Here is a 23,902-nt window from a genome sequence, read left to right on the forward strand (position 1 = left end):
CAGCCCGGGCGTGAGGAGTATGAATGGATAGCAGGAAATAGCTCCTGAAAAAGATCATCTGTATAATAATGGATATAAAGCGTATACTATTATATATTATATAGTATGAAAGATATTCTATAAAAATAAATTACCAGTAGCAGCCTTTATTTCCTTTCTACAATGGGTATTTCATTCTTATGATTTACCTTTTCAACTACAACAATAGATGTAATAGTGATAAAAAGCAGCTAACATTTTTTTTGATTTCATACATTTGTAGTGCATTCCGGATTCTAAGGAGTGAAATGAGTTTTATATGACAGACAGAAAATATAAGGAAACGGTTCATACTGATAAAAACCACTACGAATATATTACGATAACACATGACGAAAATAACGTCAGAATTTATACTTTGAAAAATGGGTTGAAAGTTTTTCTTGCTCAAAATTTTGATGCTCCTAGGATACAGACTTTTATTCCTGTAAGAACCGGAAGCAATAATGATCCGTCTGATAATACAGGACTGGCCCATTACCTTGAGCATATGATGTTTAAAGGGACTTCACAAATCGGGACTCAAAACTGGGAAAAGGAAAAAGTACTTCTGGACCGGATCTCAGCGCTGTATGAAGAGCATAAAGCAGAACAGGATCCTGAAAAGAAAAAGGAGATCTATAAAAAAATTGATGAAGTTTCTCAGGAAGCCAGTCAATATGCTATTGCCAATGAATATGACAAAGCCATTTCTTCTTTGGGAGCTACCGGAACGAATGCACATACCTGGTTTGATGAAACAGTATATAAGAACAATATCCCGAACAACGAACTTGAAAAGTGGCTGAAAATAGAAAAAGAAAGATTTTCTGAGATTGTACTTCGTCTTTTTCATACGGAACTGGAATCTGTATATGAAGAGTTCAACAGAGCTCAGGATAATGATACAAGACTTGTAAGCTATGAATTGATGGATGCTCTTTTCCCTACGCATCCTAACGGCCAACAGACAACACTTGGAAGACCCGAGCATTTGAAAAACCCTTCTATGAAGGCTATTCACAAGTACTTTGATGAGTATTATGTTCCTAATAACTACGCTATGGTGCTGGTTGGTGATCTTGATTTTGAAGAGACCATTCAATTAGTTGATCAATATTTTGGCACCTTGCCTTATAAAGAGCTTCCGCAAAAGACACCGATTATTGAACAACCCATTACAGAAATTATAACAAGAACAGTGAAAAGCCCTACTACTCCACGCACTCAGTTGGCATGGAGAACAGAAAGCTATGGAACAAGGGACGCTATGCTTGCAGATGTTGTTGCCAATATCCTCAGCAACAGGGGTGAAGCAGGATTACTGGATCTGCATATCAATCAGACTCAAAAAATGCTTTGGGCTCAGGCATTTTCTGTAGGGTTAAGACAATATGGATATTTTTCTATTGTAGCTGTACCTAAGGAAAACCAAACTCTTGAGGAAGCAAAGAACATGGTGCTGGAGGAAATTGAACTGATAAAGAAAGGCGATTTCCCAGACTGGATGCTGCCAGCAATCATTAATGATTTCAAAATTCAGAGAATGAAAGGCCTTGAAACAGCAGAAGGGCTTGCTACCACCCTGTACGATTCTTATATAAAAGGGATAACGTGGGAGCAGGAACTGAATGAGATGGATGAATATACTGCTTTTACGAAGGAAGATATAGTGAATTTTGCCAAGGATTTTTTCAAAGAAAATTATGTTGTTGTCAATAAAGAAAAAGGTGTCAATGACATGTTGATCAGAGTTGAAAATCCAGGTATTACTCCTGTTAAAATCAACAGAGATACTCAGTCTGAGTTTTTAAAAGAGATTTTAATGGATAAGACAGAGGATATTAAGCCGGAATTTATCGACTATCAGAAAGAAATTGCCACTGATCAGCTTAACGGAAAGAAATTAAGTTTTGTAAAGAACAACTATAATGATATTGCACAGCTTCATTTCATTTTTCCTTTTGGAAGTGACAATGACAGAGATTTGGGAATTTCCACTCAGTTGCTGCAATACCTGGGTACGGATACTCTTTCGCCTGAAGATTTAAAAAAGGAATTTTTCAAAATCGGAATCAGCAATGATTTCAAAACCACAAATAATCAGTTGATCATTTCTCTAAGCGGATTGGAAGAAAATATAGAAAAGGGAATTGCTCTTCTGCAGCACTGGATGCATGATGTAAAACCAGACCAGGAAATCTATAATCAGTTTGTGGGAACTGTACTGGAAAACAGAGAGGCCATTAAGAAAGATAAAAACCGTATTATGACAGCGCTGACCAATTATACAAAATTGGGTGCTCACTCACGTTTTACGGATATTATTTCCCAAGAGGAACTTGAAGGCAGCAATTCTGAAGTTTTCACTGACAGAATAAAAAAGCTTTTCAAATATCCATATCAGGTATTCTTCTATGGTAAAAGCTTTGAAAATTTCAAGGGATATATTGGTCAGTATATAGAAACTGAGAGTCTTCAGATTTCGGAAGCTAAACAATATCCAGAGCCTGCCACCGGAGGAAATGTAAATTTCATCAATTATGATATGGTTCAGATGGAAATGAGCAAAATCGGAAAAGGAAATCTGGTGAATCCACTTCATTTTGGAAAGATCAATGTATTTAACGAATATTTTGGACGGGGATTATCATCAATTGTTTTCCAGGAAATCCGGGAAAGTAAGAGTCTTGCTTACTCTGCTTACGTTTCTTATGCAGCGAACTCGGAACTCAACCATCCGGATTATGTAACGACTTATATCGGAACTCAGCCTGACAAGCTTATGATTGCTGTGGATACGATGAATGAACTGATGAATGAACTTCCTGAAGTGCCTATTCAGTTTGAGAACGCCAGAAATGCTGCTCTGAAACAGATTGCCTCAACAAGGATTACCCGAAATAATATATTTTTCAATACATTAAGATTGAAGAAACTGAATATTTATCATGATTTCAGAAAAGATATTTACAACCAGATTCAGGATCTGAAATTTGAAGATATCAGACATTTTTATCAGACAGAAGTTAAATCCATAGATTTTAACACCGCCATTATCGGTAAAAAAGAAAATCTGAATATGGAAGCAGTCAATAAAATGGGAACATTTAAAGAAGTAAGTCTGAAAGATATTTTCGGACATTAAAAAACAAACCGCCCGATAATTCTATCGGGCGGTTTGTTTTTTATAAATGATCAATGATAATTGATCAGTGATCATTTATAATTCATAATTCTATTACGTCATCATGCAATCCCCGTCCCCGTCCTGATAATTGGGATTAAAATTATTGGGAAGTAATTCTAACAGCTGTTGATGAAACAGATATTCTCTTTTAAAATCACGGTCATAAATAGGGGAAAATACTTTCGATTGTTGTATTGTCTTGTTGAGGCTGGTCTGATAACTTGTAAATCCTTTTACTTTATTGGTAATTATGAAATAATTTAAAAACCTGACAACCTCAGCCAGATCAGAAGTTGAAAAAAGGTAGGGAATTTTAAGGTATCCGTCGCGGAGCTGCAACAGGAAACAAGCCTTGAGTTGATTATTCTGATCGAAAATCTTAATCCAAAAGTATGTAAATGTATCCGCAAAACTTGAAAAGAAATATTTCACGTCTCTTTTTCCTTCCAAAATCCATGGATAATCTATAAAAGTATTGATTTCATCTGCATTCCGTACCCCGGAAAATCCAGTCATAAAATCAGCACTTTCTTTGTCAATACGAGGAAGAACCTCATATTTGAAGTCCGGTTTCTGTACCGGTAAGTTCTTTATTGAGATTAATAAATTGGCGGCAGCATCCAGAGACTGAAAAAGCGGCTTCAAGGGTTGTGTTCCCGGTTTTTTTTCAGGAATCATTTTAGCAGCATCAGTTCTGAAGTAATATCTCTTCCCTTCTTTAGGAAAGACATATTCAAAAACACCCATAATATTATAGAGGGCTTCTGCTTCTTTGGTAAATTCTGTAATGGCAATTCTGCCTTCGTATTCTTCAAAAACCTTTTTCAGTAATGCTTTTGCAGGTCTTCTTTTTCTGTAATCAGGGTTTGCATATAAAGTGCTTAGCCAGGCATAGCGGATTTCCTTTCCATCAATCTCAAAGCAATCCGGGAAACACCCAACATATCCAATAAGTTTTTCTTCAAAGAATGCCAGAATAAGAAGGGTATCTTCCTCTGATGCTTTAGGATTGTGAATATGCGACAATGCACGATGTTTTGTAATAGGAAGAAAATCATACTGCAGAAATGCTCCGGATGATATAAAATCTTCCAGTTCTTTTCTGTTGAATGTTTTCAGCGCTATCATTTTCTCAGAATGGTATTTTTGTTAATCAGTCTTTTCAGTTTGAAGTAAGCCGTTTCTTTTTTCAGTATTTGTTCCCCGCTCTCACCCATTTCCATTGGAATTCTTTGAAAATTTTTCTTTACACTATCCAGTTTTACCCCTGCACATCCAAAACTACAATAGATTTCCTCATTTTTAAAGAGCTCATCAAAAAAGTTTTTCTGAACTTCAAAATCAGTAAACGGAAATGCAAAACTTTCGTAGAGGAAATCATTTTCTTTCAAATAAGCAAAAGTTTTATTCGTAGTTTCCATCTGTTCTTTCAAAGATAAATCTCCATATTTAGGGTGATCCCAGCTGTGAGAAGAGATTCCGAAACCTTTCCTTGTAAGTTCTTTTAGCTCTTCTGTACTTAAATAGGGTTTACATTCTTTTGAATAAGCATTAAAATCCACTTCAAGCTTTTCAGCAAGCCTTTCCAAAATATTTTTCCCCTGATAATTAACCTGTAAAATATTCTTTTGTAAAACACCTTTGTCTGCATGGCTGTCAAGAGAAAATATACGATAAACCTCGGGATTTATAGTTTTATTCTTCTCAACTGCATCTGCAAGAAGGCTGGCTTTGCATCTGAACATCATATCTTTATTATCAATAAAAGCAGGGTTTACGAAATTGCAGGCATAAATTCCCTTTCGTTCCAAAACCGGTGCTACTATATCATAAAATTCTCTGAAACCGTCATCAAAAGTAAGCAGGGCAATTTTTTTCTTAGATTTAAAATCCCCGGACATACACTCTTTAAACTCCTGCCAGTTGACAAACCGGAAATTCTTCGCAAGATGATCAAGATCTTCTTCAAACTGTTTTGTATTCTTATAACGGATCACATGTTTTATATGGGGAAGTTCTCTGTCGGAGACACTGTGATAAAGCGGCAAACAGTAATCCAGCGGAAAAGATTTCCCGATATTACCAGATTCGAAAGCTGCCAAAACATTGATGATCCTGTCTTTCATCTTATTTAAAATAAAAAAGAATCTATTCAAAACTCAGTTTAAATAGATTCTTAAAGGTATAACTTTTAAAAATTATTTTATAATCTTCATTTCATCAACAAGCCACTTTGAGTCAGCAAACTTCTCGATGATGAAAAGGATATATTTTGTATCTACCATGATGTTTCTGCTGAAACGTGGATCATAGTTGATATCACTCATTGTTCCTTCCCACTGTCTGTCAAAATTCAATCCTACAAGATTTCCGTTGGCATCAAGAGCAGGGCTTCCAGAGTTTCCTCCTGTTGTATGGTTTGTTGCAGTGAATCCTACAGGAACATCACCTGTTTTATCTTTATAGTTTCCGAAATCTTTTTTGTTGTAAAGATCAATCAGTTTCTTTGGAACATCAAATTCGTAATCTCCGGGAACATATTTTTCCATTACTCCTGCCAGGTGAGTCTGATATCCGTAAGAAACTGCATCTCTAGGTGTAGATCCTTTTACTTTACCGTACGTTACACGAAGCGTTGAATTCGCATCCGGGAAGAACTTTCTGTCTTTATCCGTCTGCATCTGCTGTGCCATGAACTTTTTCTGTAAAGCATCAATTTTTGCCTGCATTGAGGTATATTGCGGATCTGCAGTTTTCATATATGTTTCTTTCATAGAAACATACAGCTGATAAATAGGATCTTTCTTTAACGTTTTGATCAATTTATCCTGATTAGAAAACGCTTTATCAATATCTGCAGTTAATGTTCCTCCATTCACAGCAGTTCTTCCTGTGATGATAGAGTTTTTAGACATATCTTCTATTACAGGGATATTCGGGCTTTCATCTTTGTATTTGCTGAACCCTGTCGGTAAAAACTGTGGCGCTGTTTTATTAACGTATAAAGCCAATAATTTTGCGGTTACTTTAGCATCAAGCTCTGCACTGTAATCTTTGTAGAAAGAGGTTAATTTTGTTTTTAACTTTGTAAGTTCCTTTTCATCCATTCTACCCGCTTCTACAGAAGCTACGAAGTCATAATAATCACCAGCAAGCTTCAAAGTCTCAGCATTTCTTACCACTTCTGTAAAATAAGCATTGTTTAATGCATAAGGAGCCTGATCATTGTATAGTTTATTCAACTGATCCAATGTATTTTTGATCTCCGGATTTTTAGCCACCAAAGAACCTTCATACATTACTTTCTTTTCTACAGCATTAGATTTTTTCAATCCTTCTACTTCACCGATCCATTTTTTCCAGTAGTTCGCTACAGAAGCATATTTTGAAGCATATTTGATACGTGTTTCATTGTCAGCACGCATTTTTTCGTCTAATGTTTTTAAAGCAACATCACGTACCGCAATTCTTGCAGGATCAATATCCTTCATGATTTTTTCTACTCCTACCGCAGGAAGATATTCTGTAGTTTTTCCAGGGAAACCGAATACAAAGGTAAAATCGTTTTCGTTTTTATCTTTTATAGAAACAGGTAAATAGTGTTTCGGAACGTAAGGAACATTATCTTTTGAATATTCCGCAGGTCTGTTGTTCTTATCTGCATAGATTCTGAACATAGAGAAATCTCCGGTATGTCTAGGCCAAACCCAGTTGTCTGTATCACTTCCGAATTTTCCGATGCTTTGAGGGGGAGCCCCCACAAGACGGATATCTTTATAAGTTTCGATGGTGTAAGCATAGTATTTGTTTCCATAATACATAGGCTTTACCATGATCGATTGGTAAGATTCAATTTTCTGAGAGTTTTTGTAAACCTCAATATTGTTGTTGATTCTTTTAGTAAGTTCCGGCTCCGTTAGGTTGTCTGTACCTTCTAAAATCTGATCAGTAACTTCTTTTATATCTACAATAAAATCTACTTTTACTCCCGGATTAGGAAGTTCTCCCTGTGTATTTTTTGCCCAGAATCCGTTTGAAAGAAGGTCATTCTGAACGGTAGAATGCGCCTGAATCTGACCGAAACCACAGTGATGATTGGTTAAAAGCAGTCCTTTAGGCGAAATAATTTCCGCAGTACATCCACCGTTAAACTGTACTACCGCATCCTTTATGCTTGGTTTCTGAGGGTTGAAAATATCTTTTGCAGAAATCTTCATTCCCAAATCCTTCATTTCCTTTTCATTCAGCTCAGTAGGAATCCACATTCCGCCATATTGTTGTGCAAATGCCATTGCAGCTGGCAAAAGAAATACAGATAAAAGTATCTTTTTTGTCATAATCAAAATTTTGCCCGAATTTACAAAGAAAAATAAGAATAGGCCTTATAAAACGCGCGGAAAAGTTGTTAAGAAGTAGTTTTTGTAAAATGTAAAAAATAAAATGTATTGATAACAGGGAAAGCAGAAAACTTATTTAGAAATCTATCAATTTAAACCCGGAACCATATACTGACAATTATCGGCCAACAACATTAAACATTAAACATTAAACATTAAACATTAAACTCTCCTCCCTCTGGCTTAGTTTTTGTTGATTGGAAGTAACTTTATTATTAAGAAACATACTTAAATCAATTATTATGATGAAAAGCAAAATGCTCATGTTGGGAATGGGAGCCGCTCTGTTCCTTGCCTCATGTTCTAAAAAAGAAGCAACTGAAACAACCGGTACAACCACAGATTCTGCAACAGCTGTTCAACAAGTTACTACAGACAGCATCACTAAAGCTACCCCTACAGCAGCTGGTGACACTTCTGAAAATGCATTGGATTGGGCTGGTACTTATGAAGCAACAATTCCTTGCGCTGACTGTCCGGGTATCAAGACTTCCTTAACATTGAATAATGATAAAACATTCAGTATTTCTGAAGAATATCTTGATAGAAATTCAAAAAATCAGGATAAAGGATCTTTCACATGGGATGCAACAGGAACTATGATTACTTTAAAAGGAAAAACAGCAAACTATAAATATAAAGTTGGTGAAAATATGCTGTTCCAACTGGATATGGAAGGAAAAGAAATTGACGGCCCCAACAAGGATTTGTATATATTCAAGAAAAAATAAAAATAAAGGCTCAGGCCTTTATTTTTTTACTTTCATATCTTCTAAAACTGATAGGCTCTGATTTTTGGATCGTCTACCAGACGTGTGATTAATTCTTCATGACGGGTATTCTTTCCGGTAAGCCGCCAGATAACGGTTAAACTTTCCGGTGAATACTGCTGCTTAATCATCAGATATTTCAGGTGATGTTCTTTAAATATGTTTTCACAATATTTGATATCCGCAGAACCTGTCACAGCAATTTTATACTCCCTTACTTTATTATAATTATCAATGAAATTCTGAAGGTAAGTTAAAGCACTCAAAATAATCAATACCAAAGCGGTTCCCAGCAGGGAAATATAGACATATCCGGAACCTACCGCCATTCCAATTGAAGCCGTTGCCCAAATGGTGGTTGCAGTAGTAATACCTTCAATTTTATTGTCTCCTTTGAAAATCACTCCTGCTCCCAAAAATCCTATACCGGTAATGATATTGGCTGCAAGACGGTCCGGATTGGCCACACCTATTTTGATGGAAAGAATCGTAAACAGACAGGCTCCGAAACAGACCAGAATAAAGGTTCTGAGTCCGGCAGATTTATTACGGTATTCGCGTTCGGCACCAATGAACAGTCCTAAAATGACAGAAATAAGGATAAGCAGCAATTCATTTTTGACAGCGTAATGGTCCTGAAGAAAATCCATTTTTTATAATTTATAACCTAGAATAAAATTACAATAAAAAAATTATCTCCGGGGTTATCATTGAACTTTGTTTAGGGCAAGAAGATTTTATTTGACTGAAAACTTTCGTAATATTACAGATTAAATGTAAAAGGCAGGTAAAGGAGTTATGAAACCTACATTTTTTTCGACAAAGGAAGAATTCAGAAAGTGGCTTGAGAAGCACCACGAAGGGGAAAAAGAACTGTTGACAGGATTCTACAAAACCGGAAGTGGAAAACCTTCTATGAGCTGGTCTGAATCTGTAGATCAGGCTTTGTGCTTTGGCTGGATAGACGGCGTGAGAAAATCAATAGATCACGAAAGCTATTCTATCCGTTTTACGCCAAGAAAGTCTTCCAGTATCTGGAGCAATATTAATATAAAGAAAGTTGAAGCGCTCACCAAAGCAGGGCTGATGACTCCTGCAGGACAAAAAGCATTTGAACTCAGAAAAGAGAACAAATCCGGAATTTATTCCCATGAAAAAGCAGAAGTTGCTCTTGATCCTGTTTATCAAAAACAGTTTACGGATCATCAGGCTGCCTGGGAATTTTTTGAAAGCCAGGCTCCTTCTTATAAAAAGGTAATTATACACTGGATTATGAGTGCCAAGCAGGAAAAGACAAGGCTTTCACGGCTTGAAAAAGCTATTGATACAAGTAAACAATTAAAAAGATTAGAATAAAAAGATTATTATGGATAAAGAAATTTCACACTTCTGGTTAGGGTATTTCAAGAATGAAGAAGATTTTTATAGTTTCGTAGAAGAGGATGAAAATTATTATATAGAGGAAGAAACCGACGATCAGTATGTTTCAAAATTCGCAGAATCACAGAACATCAAATGGTTTGATGATGACTTCATAGAATATGGCTTTGAGGATGAAAGTCTTGGACTTTACGACAAGTTTGCAGAATATTCTTACGCTGACCAATGGATTCCAATCCTGGAAAGAAAACTGAATGAACTAAGTCTGGATACGCCTGTGAATGCCATCATTTTTGCAACAAGATTTGTGATTCCTAATCCGGTTTCTGTAGAGAATGACGATTATTCGCTGCATTATGTGGGGGAAATAGAATATGATATTTAGCCTTCAATGAAAAGAGCTTCAATAAAGGATTATGGGAATCTGCTGAAGGTTTTTGTAATCCTTTTAGATTATGGTGTGATCAGAAAAGAGAAGGTCATTAGCTGGGCTGATTCCATATTGGCGTCTGAGAATGAATCTGAATATGTATTCATTGAGCTTTCCACTTGTGCAAATACACACGATATCATACAGATCTTAAACAAGAATACCCTTGATTCAGATTCAGAAATCACATCCAGAGCTGTATTGGGGATTTTATATAGTCTGCTACATGAGGATAAAGTAGTTTTAAAAAAGATTTTTGAAACCGCCACGCATATTTCTTACGAAGAACAGCTTACCACAGAAGAACAGTTTCTTCTTTACCGGTTTGATGAATATACTGAGCTTTTTGAAAACGGAATATTTGAGAAATTAAATCTTTTCAAAGCTAATTTTGAGGAATTACTAGGTATATACAAAGATTTCAAACTTGATAATCCTCATCAATGGGTAATGATTAATGAGAAGATAAAACAGGATCTGCAAATAAAACTTGAAGCTTTCAAAAGTGGTTATCATTACTAAAAAAAACAGCTTATTGAAATCAAGGGTATATATAAAACAATAACCTTAAAAACAAAATATTGAAAAAAATTATTTGTATTCTGATACTCTCTTCTTTGATCTGTTATTCATGTGATAAAGATAAAGTAGTTTCCCAAAGCTCTTCCTCTTCAACAGTAGTAAAAAAAGATTCGGCACAAGATAATACTCAAACTCAGCAGAAATTATTAAAAACAGGGAAACAAACTTCAGATTTTGTTTCGGATGAATATGATATTCAATATGAAACAGAAGGGGACCTCAACCAAGATGGCCTTGCAGATAAAGCTTTGATCCTGAGAAAAAAAGATGATACTTTAGCACAAAGAACCATGCTGGTCCTTTTAAAAAATTCTGACAAAACTTACCGGCTGTTCAAAGCTTCTACAACAGTTCTTCCTGATGAATACAATGAAGCTGGCTATAAAATGCATGATCCCGAAGACATCAGTATTGAGAAAGGGACACTGAACATCAATCTCTATGACATCGGGCCGTATGGAAATCAATTCAACAAATTCAGATACAATAATGATCAGCTGATCCTTAGTTATATCGAAACCTATAATATGGGAGCGGGTTCTCATTCTGCACTTTATTATGAGCCGATGAAGGGTAAAATTGCACTGGAAACAGTCAATACAATGGAAGAAGAAATGCCCTCCGCTACAAAAAATTTACAGGTGAAAAAAGAAAGATTTCTATTTGAAAAAGTATCTCCGGAAGATGTTGTCAGAAATGCCTATAATGCTGTGGGAGATGAGTAACCCAATTATGAATTTAATTAAATAAACAAAAACTTCCACCCAAAAGACGGAAGTTTTTTATTTAAAGTATGATTTACAGTATTGATTAATGCGCTTCCAGCCAATTGTCTCCTACCCCAATCTCTACTAACAATGGAACCTGCGTTTTTAAGGCGTTTTCCATTTCAGTTTTGATGAGTTTTGAAGCGGCTTCAATTTCATCTGCCGGTGATTCAAATATCAATTCGTCATGTACCTGAAGCAGCATTTTTGTTTTTAACTGCTGTTCCATGATTTCTCTGTCTATTTTGATCATCGCAAGCTTTACAACGTCTGCGGCACTTCCCTGAACCGGGGCATTCACAGCATTCCTTTCTGCATGACCTCTTACTACAAAATTGTTGGAATTGATATCTTTCAAGTGACGCTTTCTTCCTAATATGGTTTCTACAAAACCTAGCTGACGTGCCTTATTCACCTGTCCCGCCATGTATTCTTTCAGTTTTGGATAGGTTTCAAAATACGCTTCGATCATCTGTTTGGCTTCTGTACGGGATAATCCAGTCTGCTCTGCCAATGCAAAAGCTCCCTGTCCGTAGATGATACCAAAGTTTACAGTCTTTGCCTGGCTTCTCTGGGTTTTGGAGACTTCTTCCAGAGGAATTTTAAAGAGTTTTGCTGCTGTGGAAGCATGAATATCTTCTCCGTCCTGGAATGCTTTGATCATATTATCTTCTCCCGAGATTTCAGCGATTAAACGAAGTTCAATCTGTGAATAATCGGCAGAAATAATCTTCTTCCCTTCTCCGGAAACAAAGGCTCCACGAATCTGCTGTCCTCTCAAAGTTCGGATCGGGATATTCTGCAGGTTTGGATTTACACTCGCCAGACGGCCTGTAGCAGCTGTTGTCTGTGAGAAATTGGTATGTACTCTGTTATCTTCTTTATCAATCTGCGAAGGCAGAGCATCTACATAGGTTGATTTTAATTTCTGATAGGTTCTGTATTCCAGAATATGCTTAATGATCTCATGTTTTGAACTTAATTTCTGAAGAACATCTTCTGAAGTTGCATATTGTCCTGTCTTTGTTTTTTTGGCTTTCGGATCCAGCTGCATTTTTTCAAACAGAATTTCTCCAAGCTGTTTGGGTGAGTTCATGTTGAATTCTTCCCCTGAAAGTTCAAAAATTGTAGTTTCTAACTGCTTCAGGTCATTTTCAAGATCTATACTTTCCTGTGCCAGCCATTTTTCATCTAGAGAAATACCTGCCAGTTCCATTTTTGCCAAGACTTCCATCAGAGGCATTTCAATATTATAGAAAAGCTCTTCCAGATTTTCTTTTTTCAATTGTGGTGCAAAAAGCTCATACAATTGGAAAGTGATGTCTGCATCTTCTGCTGCATAATCTGTCTGCGTTCTCAGATCTGCATCTCTGAAGCTGCCCTGTTTCTTACCTTTTTTCCCGATGATGGTTTCTATAGATACCGGTTTATAGTTCAGGTATACTTCTGAAAGATAATCCATACCATGTCTTCCGTCCGGATTCAACAGGTAATGGGCAATCATCGTATCAAACATTGCCCCTTTAACAGTAATGTCGTATTGTTTTAAAACTTTATAATCGTATTTCAGATTGTGAGCAATTTTCAGCAGGTCTTCCTTTTCAAAAAACGGCCTGAAAATCTCTAACGTCTGTAACACTTCGGTTCTGTCTTCAGAAAGCGGAATATAATAGGCAAGCCCTTTTTTATAAGAGAAACTCATTCCCACCAATTCTGCTTCCAGTTCGTTTAATGAAGTAGTTTCCGTATCAAAGCAAACAACCTTTTGCTTCAACAGATTATCAACTAATTTTTTCTGGGCTTTCGGATTGTCGATAAACTGATAAAGATGATCGTTCTGCTCAATAGTAGATTTTGTAGAAGTAGCCTGTTCCAGCTCTTCAAAATTGGCAAAAAGATCAAGCTGCATCACCTGTCCTTTCATTTCTGTACCAGCTGGAGTCTGCTTCACTTCCACTTCACTCACAACCACTGTTTCTGTTGGAGCAGGTGCAAAAGCTCTGTAAAGGTTTTCGTAAAGTCTTCTGAATTCTATTTCATCAAAAACTTCTTTTACTTTTTCAAAATCCGGCGTTTCCAGATCGTATTGTTCCTGATGGAATTCTACAGGAGCATCACAGATAATGGTTGCTAATTTTTTAGATAAAATGCCACGTTCTGCAGAAGCTTCTACTTTCTCTTTCAGTTTTCCTTTCAGTTGATCAGTATTAGCTAATAAAGTTTCTATATTTCCGAATTCTTTAAGGAACTTCATCGCAGTTTTCTCTCCTACACCTTCCAGTCCGGGGATATTATCTACCGCATCTCCCATCATGGCAAGAAAATCGATAACCTGCTTAGGATCTTCAATCTCATATTTTGCCTTTACCTCATCAACGCCCAGAATTTCAATATCACCACCTTTTAAACCTGGCTTATAAATCTTAATTTTATCTGTAACCAGCTGTGCAAAATCCTTATCCGGCGTTACCATGAAAGTGGTGTACCCTTCTTTTTCTGCTTTGCACGCAATGGTACCTATTACATCATCCGCTTCATATCCTTCTACTCCCAGGCGTGGAATATGCATGGCTTCAAGAATTCTGTGGATGTATGGAACAGCAATTTTAATCGCCTCAGGAGTTTCGCTTCTGTTGGCTTTGTAATCTGAATAGTCATCAGTTCTTACACTAGCCTGTCCTACATCAAAAACTACTGCCAGGTGGGTAGGTTTTTCTCTTCTGATCAATTCGATCAAAGAATTGGTAAAACCAAAGATAGCAGAAGTATCCAGTCCTTTGCTGGTGAGTCTCGGATTCCTGATTAATGCGTAATATCCTCTGAAAATCATCGCATAGGCATCGATGAGAAACAGCCTTTTATCTTGTGTTGCGTCCATATTTTGAATAATGAACAAATATAAGAAAATAGGCGTAAAAGTTGGTAGTCCGGGGAAGGGATTCGGGGCTCAAATGATGAATAGTGAATCGTCAATTTGCTTCGCTCGTGAATTTTTTTTAAGCGGTATTTACTTTTGAAGCAATATTCAGCATTTAGCAGGTAGAATTTGTCTGAACATTTTGCTTATTTTTTATATATGGTTATTAATTAGGTCATGGATAAAAAAGAGAAACAGCATACCAATGGTATACTGTTCCTTTTTTTTACATTGTATTGGATTATTTACCTGGCCATAATCCAGCATATTGAGAAGTACCGTAGTCAATAGTTTCGGCACTTACTACAAAACTGATCAGCATACTGTTGCTGTCTACTGCATCGAAGTCTACTTCGTGCTGGATTACGTATCCATTCTCCCAATTCAAAGTAATTAATGTTCCTTCTTCGTGAGATTTGTTGAATGTAATTTCTCCTTTTGTAGGCTTGTATTTACCGTTTAACAAGCTTTCAAGGATGTCAGATTTTTCAGTAGCTTCTACTGTAACCTTGATTAATGCGTTAGAAGGATCTGATGCTACACGTCCTGATACGTCTGTAGATCTTGATACACTGTAATTCATTTTTAACAGTTTCTGTCCTTCTCCTCCGTTGAATTTTAAAATTCCTCTTGAATTTCTTTCTGCCATGATTGTAAATTTTAATCGTTAGTAATAAATTGTTATTCAATAATTATATAACAAAGATAGCTCCCTGGGTTTTGAAAAAAAAGCATTTAAACAGAAATATGAAAAAGTGTAGTAGTTATACGATTTGGTGTAGTAGTTCTACGATTTCATGTCGTAATTCTACGACAAAAGATTTAAAATAAAACATAATATATTATAAATAAATACATTAAATATCATTGGGAAATAAGAAAATTCCACCAATTATTACACCAACAAGAGAAATAAAACGTTAAAAGGTAACTTACAGGAATCAAAACTGTTCTATTTATTCACTATAAATTTGAATAGGTTGAGACTGGAAATTATTTATTATTTTATTCCGTTTTTCATTAGCTTGAACTTATATAAAAAAACAGAACAGTAAACTCGATGAGTATACTGTTCTGTACCAATTTTATTTTTACTAAGATGATGAATAGGCTTAATTATTACCTGCTGAAGGCCATAGTCCAGCATACTGAGAAGTACCATAGTCAATGGTTTCAGCACTTATTACGAAGCTGATCAGCATACTGTTGCTGTCAATTGCATCGAAGTCTACTTCGTGCTGGATTACGTATCCGTTTTCCCAGTTCAAAGTGATTAATGTTCCTTCTTCGTGAGACTTGTTGAATGTAATTTCTCCTTTTGTAGGCTTGTATTTACCGTTTAACAAGCTTTCAAGGATGTCAGATTTTTCAGTAGCCTCTACTGTTACTTTGATCAATGCGTTGGAAGGATCTGATGCTACACGTCCTGATACGTCTGTAGATCTGGATACACTGTAATTCATTTTTAACAGCTTTTGTCCTTCTCCTCCGTTGAATTTTAAGATTCCTCTTGAATTTCTTTCTGCCATGATTGTAAATTTTGATCGTTAATATTTTGTGATTCGGTGATTGTTTAGCAAAGATAGAGGCTCTTTATTGCTAAAAAAAACTTTTCAATATAAATCTGAGAAATTGTAGTAGTTCTACGATTTCTTGTCGTAATTCTACGACAATAGATTTAAAAAACACGCTCAAAACACCATCAGTAAAGGATTTCAACATATTGAAAAAGAACAATAAAAACAATAATTTTCCACCTAAGTGAGAAGTATTAAGATTCCTTTAATATAAAATTAGCCTTTTTTAACAGATCAGTTATTGCATAAAAAAACAACCAACTGAACGTTGATTGTTTTTTTATTTGTACTTGAGATTATTTACTGTTGAATACTTGCTCCTTCTTTGATGGAACGAACCAGTATTTTATTTTTTCTGAGCAGGAAATCCGGCATAAGGTCAACAGGAAGATAGAAAGGGCTTTCTCCTTTTCTCTGCAGTTCTTCTACAATACCAGGATTCCACGTAAGGATTTTATCCATGTCTACGTTAAGCTCATCAGCGACAACTTTCAGATTGAATCCGGCGTTGATTTCCGTTTCTGAAAGCGCAGCGGTCATCTCTCTTCTATTTCCGTCCTCAAAGAAAATTTTGTTGATTCTTGAAGAATTATAGTTACTTAAAACACTCTGAAGTTCTCCTGTAGCATAGCATGCATTGAGGTATTTCTTCACATGGTTAATAGTTTCTCCGGGAAGGTATTTAGAGAATTCGTGATATTGAGAGGAGCCTGCAGCTTCCATCGCTTTGGCAATATTGCCTTCACCGCAGTTATAAGCTGCCACAACGGTTACCCAATTGTTATATTTTTTATAAAGGTTTCCTAATGAGATAACAGCTGTTTTCGTACTTTTATAAACATCAGTACGATTTTGTTCCGTAAGCCCGTACTGGTTAGCATGCGCAGTCATCAACTGCCATATACCTACTGCTCCAGCTCCGGAAGTGATATTTCTGTCGAAATGGGACTCTATCAGGGCCAGGTTTCTCAAATGCTTGGGAAGCCCTTTCTGAAGAAGTAACTGTTCAATAAATTCTACAAGATCTTTATTGGCATTAATGATGCCTTTATATTTTCTCACACTGCTTTCTGAAGTATCTGAAGCAGCAAGAAACTGCCCATTTACACTTATAACAGTTCCTAATAATAATAAGCCTGTAAAAATATTTCTGACAATGGTTTTCATTTTATTTGTATTTATAAGCGAAAAGGTAAATATACTTTTTTGCCTTTTCGCTTCCTAATTAATCTACTTTCCAGCTTGGTTTTTCTTCGTCATTATTCCAATCAACATGAATGGTCTGGCCGGATTTTACTTCTTCTCTAACAATCATTTTAGAGATCGGTCTTGCAAGCTGTGCACGGATTACTCCTGAGATCTGTCTTGCTCCATACTTGCTGCTGAATCCGCCTAATGCCAGATTTCTTACTGCATCATCACTGATCTTTAAGGTAATTCCCAATCTCGTAAGTGAGGTATGAAGTGATTTCAGCTGAATATTGAAGATTCTTTCTGCAATAGATTCTGTGATCGGTGCAAAAGGAATGATCTCGGTGATTCTTGCTAAAAACTCAGGTCTGAATCGTCCTGAATTGGACATAATCTGCATCAATGAAGATGATTCCGGAATTTTTCCTTCTTCAAACTGTTTTACAATTTCTTCGCTTCCGATATTGGAGGTAAAAAGGATCAATGCATTGCTGAAATCTCCTTCTTTACCCAGTTTATCGTGTACTTTTCCTTCGTCCATAATCTGAAGGAATACGTCAAAAACTGAATGATGGGCTTTTTCAATTTCGTCAAATAAAACAACGGTATAGGGCTGTTGTCTGATTTTATTGACAAGCATCCCTCCTTCTTCATATCCTACATATCCCGGAGGCGCTCCGTACAATAAGGCTGCGGAATGTTCTTCTTTAAATTCTGACATATCAAAACGCACCATTGCCTTTTCATCATTGAAAAGTAATTCTGCCATAGATTTTGCCAGCTCTGTTTTACCGGTTCCGGTAGGTCCCAGAAGGAAGAATGATCCAATGGGCTGCCCGGGTTTATTCAACCCGCTTCGGTTTTCAACAATAGCATCGGAAAGGATTTTTAATGCATGATCCTGCCCTACGACTCTGTTCAGAAGAAGTGATTCCATATTCAGGAGTTTTTCTTTTTCCTGAGCCTGGATCTTTCCAATTGGAATATTGGTTTTAGCAGCCATTACAGCGGCAAGTTCAAGTCTGTCTACTTTTTCTCTTTTCTTCGCAGCATGCTGTAGAAGTTCGGCATAGGTATCTTCAATAATCTGCTGAATCTGATCTACCGGCATAGAGTTGTCAATGGCAGGCTGCTCACTCAGCGATCCCCAAAGGATCGGGCTTATTTTATCTCTTAATAAGTTGTAAGTCCAGATCAACTCGTCTGCTTTATCTTTGCTGTCTGCATATTCTTCGTTTAAAATAACATCATAGCTTTCTTTCCAGCTGCTGAGTTCTTTTTCTGACAATTCATCAAGCATTTTGATGGCTGCCATTGTTCTGTCTAATAAGTCAATAGCAGCATCGGGTAATTTTTTACCTTTTGCATATCTTTTAGCCAAACGTACACATTCCGGAATTGCAGTTTTTTCGACTTCAATACCATGATGCTTTTTGTAACCTTCAAGCAGTACATCAATCATTTTTACGCAGGTTTTTTCATCCGGCTCATGTACTGTTAATACCTCAAAACGACGATTGAAAGCTTGTTCCGGCTCTATAATTTTTCTGTATTCTTCCTGTGTTGTAGCTCCAATTACGGTGATTTCCCCTCTGGCAAGCTCAGGTTTCAAAAGGTTGGCAACGTTTCCGATGCTTCCTTTGGGGTCTAAAAGGGTATGAATCTCATCAATGAAAAGAATGGCTTTTTCAATTTTCTTACATTCATTGATGACTTTTTTCAGACGGTCTTCAATTTCTCCTTTATAAGAAGTTCCGGCTAGTAATGCTCCGGTGTCGAGTTCTAAAAGGGTTCCGTTTTTAAGCATTTCGGGTACATTTCCTTTGATAATCTCAGTAGCAAATCCTTCTACTAATGCTGTTTTCCCTACTCCCGGTTCCCCGATAATGATTACATTGGGTTTGCTTCTTCGGCAAAGGATTTCCACCAGCATTCTTAGTTCTTTATCTCTACCAATGATATTTTCAATTTCTCCTTTTCTCGCCTGTGCCGTTCTGTCTACGCAGTAACTTTTAATGGAAGGAAAAGAAGAGTCTGAATAGTCTGAACCATTTGAAAACAATGAAGAGAAATCACCATCTTCTGAAACGGTAAACGGTGTATCTTTTCTATAAAGATTGAATATCTCATGTTCTCTCAACGGAAGTGATTTGAGCTGTTGAAGTGAGAAAACAACCTGTGGTTTTACAATTGCTGTCAAAATACAGATGGGAGTAATCTCATCTAATCCTAATTTTAAACGGATATCATCTGCCTCTTCGATAAGGGTATCTATCGCATCATCCTGACCTACTTCATCGGGAAGATGATTTGTTTTAGGGTATTCTTCAATGCGGACATCTGCCCATTCATAGAAATAGCCGGGATCTTTATCTATACTTTTCAGAAATTCATTAAGTCCGATATCCTTATGCATTAAAGCCTGCAGAATATGCGGGCCTCCATAGGTTCCATTATAATTTTCCTTCGCTATCGACTGAGCAATGTGAAATAGTTGCTTTACGGTTTCGTTGGTTACTAGTACTCCCATTTATAATTTTCTTATATTAATATATTTGCGTTCTGTTTTACTATGCAGATTTGATGGTATTGATCTGTATTTTTCATCCCTGTCTGTCAGAGAATGAAAAGTTCTTCTTTTGTGTAGCTAAAATTAATTATTTTATTCTAAACGAGATAAAGATAGTTAATTCTTCAATTAGAGAAGTAACAACGGTGTGTTTTTGTTTTTAAACCAGATTCTGATGGTTGAATTTTATAACAAATTAGCCTTCTAAGCCTTCTTTTTTCTTTTATATATTCAAAAAATATAATAAAATCAAACTGATCCATTGAAGTCCGATGTAGATATAGAATAACATCGCCGATGGTTCTGCCAGTTCATGTAGTTTTTCAATCAATGTAGTTTTGATAATTTCTGAAAAGTCTGCATTATCATCCCCCAGATTCAGTTCATCGAACTTTATTTTATTTAAAGCATAGCCTAAAATTCGTTTGAGTATTTTGTTTTCGGAACTATTTTTAAACTCATTTAAGAGTTTAACTTTAGCAATTGCAAAATCAGCACTTGTACGGATTACCGTTGGCTGTTTTGCTTTAAAAATCCCAATTATTTTATCTATAAACGGAATTACAATTGTTTTGGAATGATCCTGAAGGAGTTTGCTGATCACTACAGACATCGCGTATTTTGTAGCAAAAACAACAGTAAAAAATGGAGCAATAATAGTCAATACATAAAAAAGACTTGCTGAAACCGGTTTAGCTTTTATGGTTGTTATTAAAAATGCAACAGCTCCGGTATGTCCCAATGATGAACCTAAACGATCAGATAAAATATAAATTCCCAATATCAGGGTAACAATGGTAGAAATAAGTCCTATTGCATAAATTTTAAATATACTTAGGATGAATGCTGCGGATAGTTTGGAAAAATATTTCAGGTGATCCGTGATTTTATTCATTAGGGTTTGAGGTTATTTAGTTTAAGTGCTTTTACAAAAAGCAGGTTTTGTATTGATCATTTTTAATAATCAAACATGATTTAAAACCGCTGTAAGATATTCATTTTTAGAGAAACTTAATAATAAAATACTTGCACTTCTGAGCTGTTTTTTTTGGTATTGCTAATTTCTTTCTGAGTTATCCTTCCGTTATTATCCAGTATAAACTTAATTTTTTCCGAATCGGCAAGTTCTTTATTTACTTCTGTTTTTCCATTTTTAAACTTGTTGGAAAAATTGTAGGTATTGATTTCAGTATGAATTGCACCTGTCTCATATTGATACTTTTTATCAATTTCTGACAGTGGTGTTTCAGATCCTTCTTTAAATTTCTTCCAGGCTAATGCTTTTTGTTGTTCTACAGATATTGGGGTCCATTTTTTATCTGCAAGAACTGAAGCATTTACAATATTATATTCATACTTGTTCTCTCCCGTAATCTGATCTTTAGTATAGGTGTAAGTTGTCTTCGTAAAATGATTTACCCATTTTTTTGCATCTCCTTTATCTGAAATCCCGTAATATTCAACAATATTCATAAGGGTATCACTTGCAGGATCGTACTGAAATTCAACAACATGATTTTCATTTTCACTGTATTTTCTTACGATTTTTCCTTTACTGTCATATTGATAGCGCAAAGTATAAGTTTCATCTTTTACCACTTTACCGTTAGGTGCTATTACTTTTTCTTTTATATTTTCTACTAGAATATTATCATTTTTATCATAAGAAAATTCTCTTACTGACTGTATATCTCTGGTATTCTTCTTTTGAGAAATGAGCCTCCCGTTTTCATCATATATATTCTCCAACAAGATTTTATCAATCATTTTATCTTCAGCTATCCGCAATAACTGACCATACTTATTGTAGTGATACAGATATTTGTTTTTGGCATCCGGAAGATTTTTTTCGATACTTTTAACGAGCCCAAGCTCATTAAATTCTATAAGTGTAAAGAAATCACCTCCTGCCGTTCCGCTTCTTCCAATAGGGTATTTATAAAAAGTAGAATACTTTTGGGGTAAAAAATATTTGAAATGATTAATCTCCAGCAGATCATCCGTATTCAGAAACATTGAATGCTTTATATCAAAAACATGCGATTTCAGGTCAACTTTCGCATACCTTTCATGCAGTTTGCCGGGTAGGTAAAACAATACCATATCTCCATTTTTCTCATAAGCACTCTTCTGGCTGGGGTACAATTCTTTGGTGCTGAACTTTTCAACCTCTTTATTATATTCCTGCATATTTTGACTATTTGAATGACAACTTATTACTATGCCAATAAAAACTAACATCTTAAAGATGATGGATTTCTTATTTTTCAGTTTCATTTTTTTTCAATTTATCTATTGCTTTCATATCATCCGAGTCTTTATGAATCCTATCCCATTGCCACTTCCAAAAAGTGATCAATACATCTCCATAAATATAATCCATTACATTTTCTGTTTTTCCTTCTTTGAAGAGATGCCCTGCTTTTACGAAATCTTCAAAAAATCCTGCAATTTTATTTGATCCCGAATCGGGAAAAGAATGGGCCAGACCCAAAGAGTGTGCTACTTCATGAGGAATGGTTATCCAATCCTTTTTTGCCATAATTGCAGGTCCTACGATCACATTATCTGCACCGGCCATTATGCTTTCAGATTTACCAAATAAATCATCAATATCGAAAGGAACAAAAAATACAATAGTATCTTCATAACCGGGATTATTTTCCCTGTATATTTTTTCCAAATAGTTTTGCACATACCCTGCATCTCCCTTATCAGAAAATATTCCGTCTTCCATCAATTCCCAGCTTGCACCATTTTTTTTCAAATACAGATCATCATCCATATTATCAAAATCTGCTTCCAGATATTCTTCTTTATCTATTTTGAAGTGGCTTAATGTTTGGGAGAAAGTATCTTTAATTTTTTGTTCATAAGTTTTGAGAAATGAACTGCTAAACTTAGTTTCTAAAGTATTAAATTCATAGGTGTTCAGTTCTTGGTTTATTTTTAGCCTCGCTTTATTCTGAGTATCAATTTTAAGAATAGCTTCATTTTTCTCTGCTATTTTCTTCTGCAATGTTTCTTCACTGCTGTTGAACCACCCTGTTTTACCACTTTGCACCTCTGCCAATTCGGCTTCAAGTTCGGCTTTTTGTTTCTGGAGCTTCTGCTGTCTTTTAATAATATCTTTATCTTCGAAATAATCAGGTAAGGAAGTAGTACCGTTTCTTTTTGACAGATATATTTTCTCATCATATCCATCCACCTTGATCCAGCCTTTAAAGTGAACTTTTACATAACGGACATTCAAATCATATTCTATGCTGTTATTGTAAACATTAAGCATTCCCATCAATTCACCTGCGGTAATATAAATGGTTGGCATTGAATCAACTTTTTTTCCTGCAGCCTTATCTTCTTTCCATTGTTTTTCTTCAGACTTTTCTTCTTCAGACTTTTTATGAAATGTAATGATTATACATGTGCTTTCCGCAATATAATCTAAAAATGTAATTTTAATATTTTTACTGAACTGTTTTGGAGTACTTTCTGATATCTCAAAGCTGCTGCCTCCTTCATCCGTAAATTCTATTTCTATCTCATCAGCATCACTGCCTATATCTATTCTTCCTTCTACAGGTTCTTCAATATTGAAAAACACATCAAGTTCATAGCTCTTGCTACTCCCCGATCCGTCTTTTGCAAAACCAGAAAACCAGGGAACAAAATAGGGTTTCCCATTGATATTCAACCCTGATTTTCCACTATTGGAACCTACGTTAATATAACCAAACTCTCCCAAAGAGATATGTTTTAAATGGGGAGCATATTCTTTTTTAAGACTGTCAACCCCATCCAGCACCAGACTTTCATAATTAAACGGCTCAGTATAGGTGGTCTCGTAATTTTCTCCTGCATACCAATCAAAGCCAAAGTCTGGCTGAGCGGAATAATTGCTTTTTCTCCGGAAAATGGCCAGTCCTTTTATTGAGTTTTTAACTTTTCTTTCATCCCCAGGAGGATTGTCATAAGTAACTCCATGCTGATCACCTTTTTGTTTTACAAATTTCGAAGCGAAATTACTTATAAAGTTTCCGGCATTATTTTCAATCTCCTGGGTTGATAATTCAGATATCTTTCCACCTGCTATTTCTGTAATATTTCCCATGAT

The 23,902-nt window shown here is 35.8% G+C and carries 18 protein-coding genes; 6 read left to right on the forward strand and 12 right to left on the reverse strand.

What is annotated here, in order from left to right:
- Positions 1–298 precede the first annotated feature (298 nt).
- Positions 299–3,166, forward strand: a complete 2,868-nt coding sequence (locus tag ACTJIP_RS21075) for a M16 family metallopeptidase (protein ID WP_440705055.1) — start codon at positions 299–301, stop codon at positions 3,164–3,166.
- A gap of 93 nt (positions 3,167–3,259) precedes the next feature.
- Here the strand turns inward: ACTJIP_RS21075 and ACTJIP_RS21080 are convergent, their stop codons facing one another.
- The 3 genes from ACTJIP_RS21080 to ACTJIP_RS21090 all read right to left on the reverse strand — a co-directional run bounded on the left by ACTJIP_RS21080 (position 3,260) and on the right by ACTJIP_RS21090 (position 7,545).
- Complete coding sequence (locus ACTJIP_RS21080; RefSeq protein WP_077414207.1) at positions 3,260–4,336, reverse strand: GNAT family N-acetyltransferase; 1,077 nt, start codon at positions 4,334–4,336, stop codon at positions 3,260–3,262.
- The gene (locus tag ACTJIP_RS21085) at positions 4,333–5,334 is read right to left on the reverse strand and encodes a polysaccharide deacetylase family protein (protein WP_180565273.1); all 1,002 of its coding nucleotides are present in this window, start codon (positions 5,332–5,334) and stop codon (positions 4,333–4,335) included. The genes ACTJIP_RS21080 and ACTJIP_RS21085 overlap by 4 nt, the downstream gene beginning before the upstream one ends.
- A gap of 72 nt (positions 5,335–5,406) precedes the next feature.
- Positions 5,407–7,545, reverse strand: a complete 2,139-nt coding sequence (locus ACTJIP_RS21090; protein ID WP_077414201.1) for a S46 family peptidase — start codon at positions 7,543–7,545, stop codon at positions 5,407–5,409.
- 302 nt (positions 7,546–7,847) lie between these two features.
- Here ACTJIP_RS21090 and ACTJIP_RS21095 point away from each other — a divergent pair, with 302 nt between their 5' ends.
- Positions 7,848–8,336 carry a copper resistance protein NlpE gene (locus ACTJIP_RS21095; RefSeq protein ID WP_228408652.1) on the forward strand — a complete coding sequence of 163 codons (489 nt, stop codon included), beginning with the start codon at positions 7,848–7,850 and terminating at the stop codon, positions 8,334–8,336.
- Positions 8,337–8,377: 41 nt separating this feature from the next.
- On the opposite strand, the gene ACTJIP_RS21100 is transcribed toward ACTJIP_RS21095, so the two are convergent.
- The gene (locus tag ACTJIP_RS21100) at positions 8,378–9,025 is read right to left on the reverse strand and encodes an MgtC/SapB family protein (protein ID WP_077414199.1); all 648 of its coding nucleotides are present in this window, start codon (positions 9,023–9,025) and stop codon (positions 8,378–8,380) included.
- 148 nt (positions 9,026–9,173) lie between these two features.
- Here ACTJIP_RS21100 and ACTJIP_RS21105 point away from each other — a divergent pair, with 148 nt between their 5' ends.
- Genes ACTJIP_RS21105 through ACTJIP_RS21120 form a run of 4 tightly spaced genes read left to right on the forward strand, consistent with a single transcriptional unit; the run spans position 9,174 to position 11,492 of the window.
- Positions 9,174–9,731, forward strand: coding sequence for a YdeI/OmpD-associated family protein (locus ACTJIP_RS21105; RefSeq protein WP_077414196.1), 558 nt, complete (start codon positions 9,174–9,176; stop codon positions 9,729–9,731).
- Positions 9,732–9,741: 10 nt separating this feature from the next.
- Positions 9,742–10,140, forward strand: coding sequence for an immunity 22 family protein (locus ACTJIP_RS21110; protein WP_180565272.1), 399 nt, complete (start codon positions 9,742–9,744; stop codon positions 10,138–10,140).
- A gap of 6 nt (positions 10,141–10,146) precedes the next feature.
- A complete protein-coding gene (locus ACTJIP_RS21115; RefSeq protein ID WP_440705056.1) occupies positions 10,147–10,707 on the forward strand; it encodes a hypothetical protein in 561 nt (186 codons plus the stop codon).
- A gap of 59 nt (positions 10,708–10,766) precedes the next feature.
- Complete coding sequence (locus tag ACTJIP_RS21120; RefSeq protein ID WP_440705057.1) at positions 10,767–11,492, forward strand: hypothetical protein; 726 nt, start codon at positions 10,767–10,769, stop codon at positions 11,490–11,492.
- An 85-nt stretch (positions 11,493–11,577) separates the two neighbouring features.
- On the opposite strand, the gene polA is transcribed toward ACTJIP_RS21120, so the two are convergent.
- The 8 genes from polA to ACTJIP_RS21160 all read right to left on the reverse strand — a co-directional run bounded on the left by polA (position 11,578) and on the right by ACTJIP_RS21160 (position 23,899).
- On the reverse strand, positions 11,578–14,412 hold the full coding sequence (polA, locus tag ACTJIP_RS21125) for a DNA polymerase I (RefSeq protein ID WP_440705058.1): 2,835 nt from the start codon (positions 14,410–14,412) through the stop codon (positions 11,578–11,580).
- Positions 14,413–14,692: 280 nt separating this feature from the next.
- Complete coding sequence (tssD, locus tag ACTJIP_RS21130) at positions 14,693–15,100, reverse strand: type VI secretion system tube protein TssD (RefSeq protein ID WP_047382792.1); 408 nt, start codon at positions 15,098–15,100, stop codon at positions 14,693–14,695.
- A 463-nt stretch (positions 15,101–15,563) separates the two neighbouring features.
- A complete protein-coding gene (tssD, locus tag ACTJIP_RS21135; protein ID WP_440705059.1) occupies positions 15,564–15,980 on the reverse strand; it encodes a type VI secretion system tube protein TssD in 417 nt (138 codons plus the stop codon).
- Positions 15,981–16,328: 348 nt separating this feature from the next.
- Positions 16,329–17,195, reverse strand: coding sequence for a lytic transglycosylase domain-containing protein (locus ACTJIP_RS21140; protein WP_077414187.1), 867 nt, complete (start codon positions 17,193–17,195; stop codon positions 16,329–16,331).
- Positions 17,196–17,253: 58 nt separating this feature from the next.
- Complete coding sequence (locus ACTJIP_RS21145) at positions 17,254–19,749, reverse strand: ATP-dependent Clp protease ATP-binding subunit (RefSeq protein ID WP_077414185.1); 2,496 nt, start codon at positions 19,747–19,749, stop codon at positions 17,254–17,256.
- A gap of 262 nt (positions 19,750–20,011) precedes the next feature.
- Positions 20,012–20,683, reverse strand: coding sequence for a hypothetical protein (locus ACTJIP_RS21150; RefSeq protein ID WP_440705060.1), 672 nt, complete (start codon positions 20,681–20,683; stop codon positions 20,012–20,014).
- 116 nt (positions 20,684–20,799) lie between these two features.
- Positions 20,800–21,978 (reverse strand): RHS repeat domain-containing protein, encoded by a 1,179-nt coding sequence (locus ACTJIP_RS21155; RefSeq protein ID WP_077414181.1) that lies wholly within the window; start codon positions 21,976–21,978, stop codon positions 20,800–20,802.
- 70 nt (positions 21,979–22,048) lie between these two features.
- Entirely contained in the window at positions 22,049–23,899 is a 1,851-nt protein-coding gene (locus tag ACTJIP_RS21160; protein WP_440705061.1) for a hypothetical protein, read from the reverse strand.
- Positions 23,900–23,902 lie beyond the last annotated feature (3 nt).

Origin of the sequence: Chryseobacterium sp. 22543, assembly GCF_052044565.1 — a bacterium.
Taxonomy (GTDB): domain Bacteria; phylum Bacteroidota; class Bacteroidia; order Flavobacteriales; family Weeksellaceae; genus Chryseobacterium.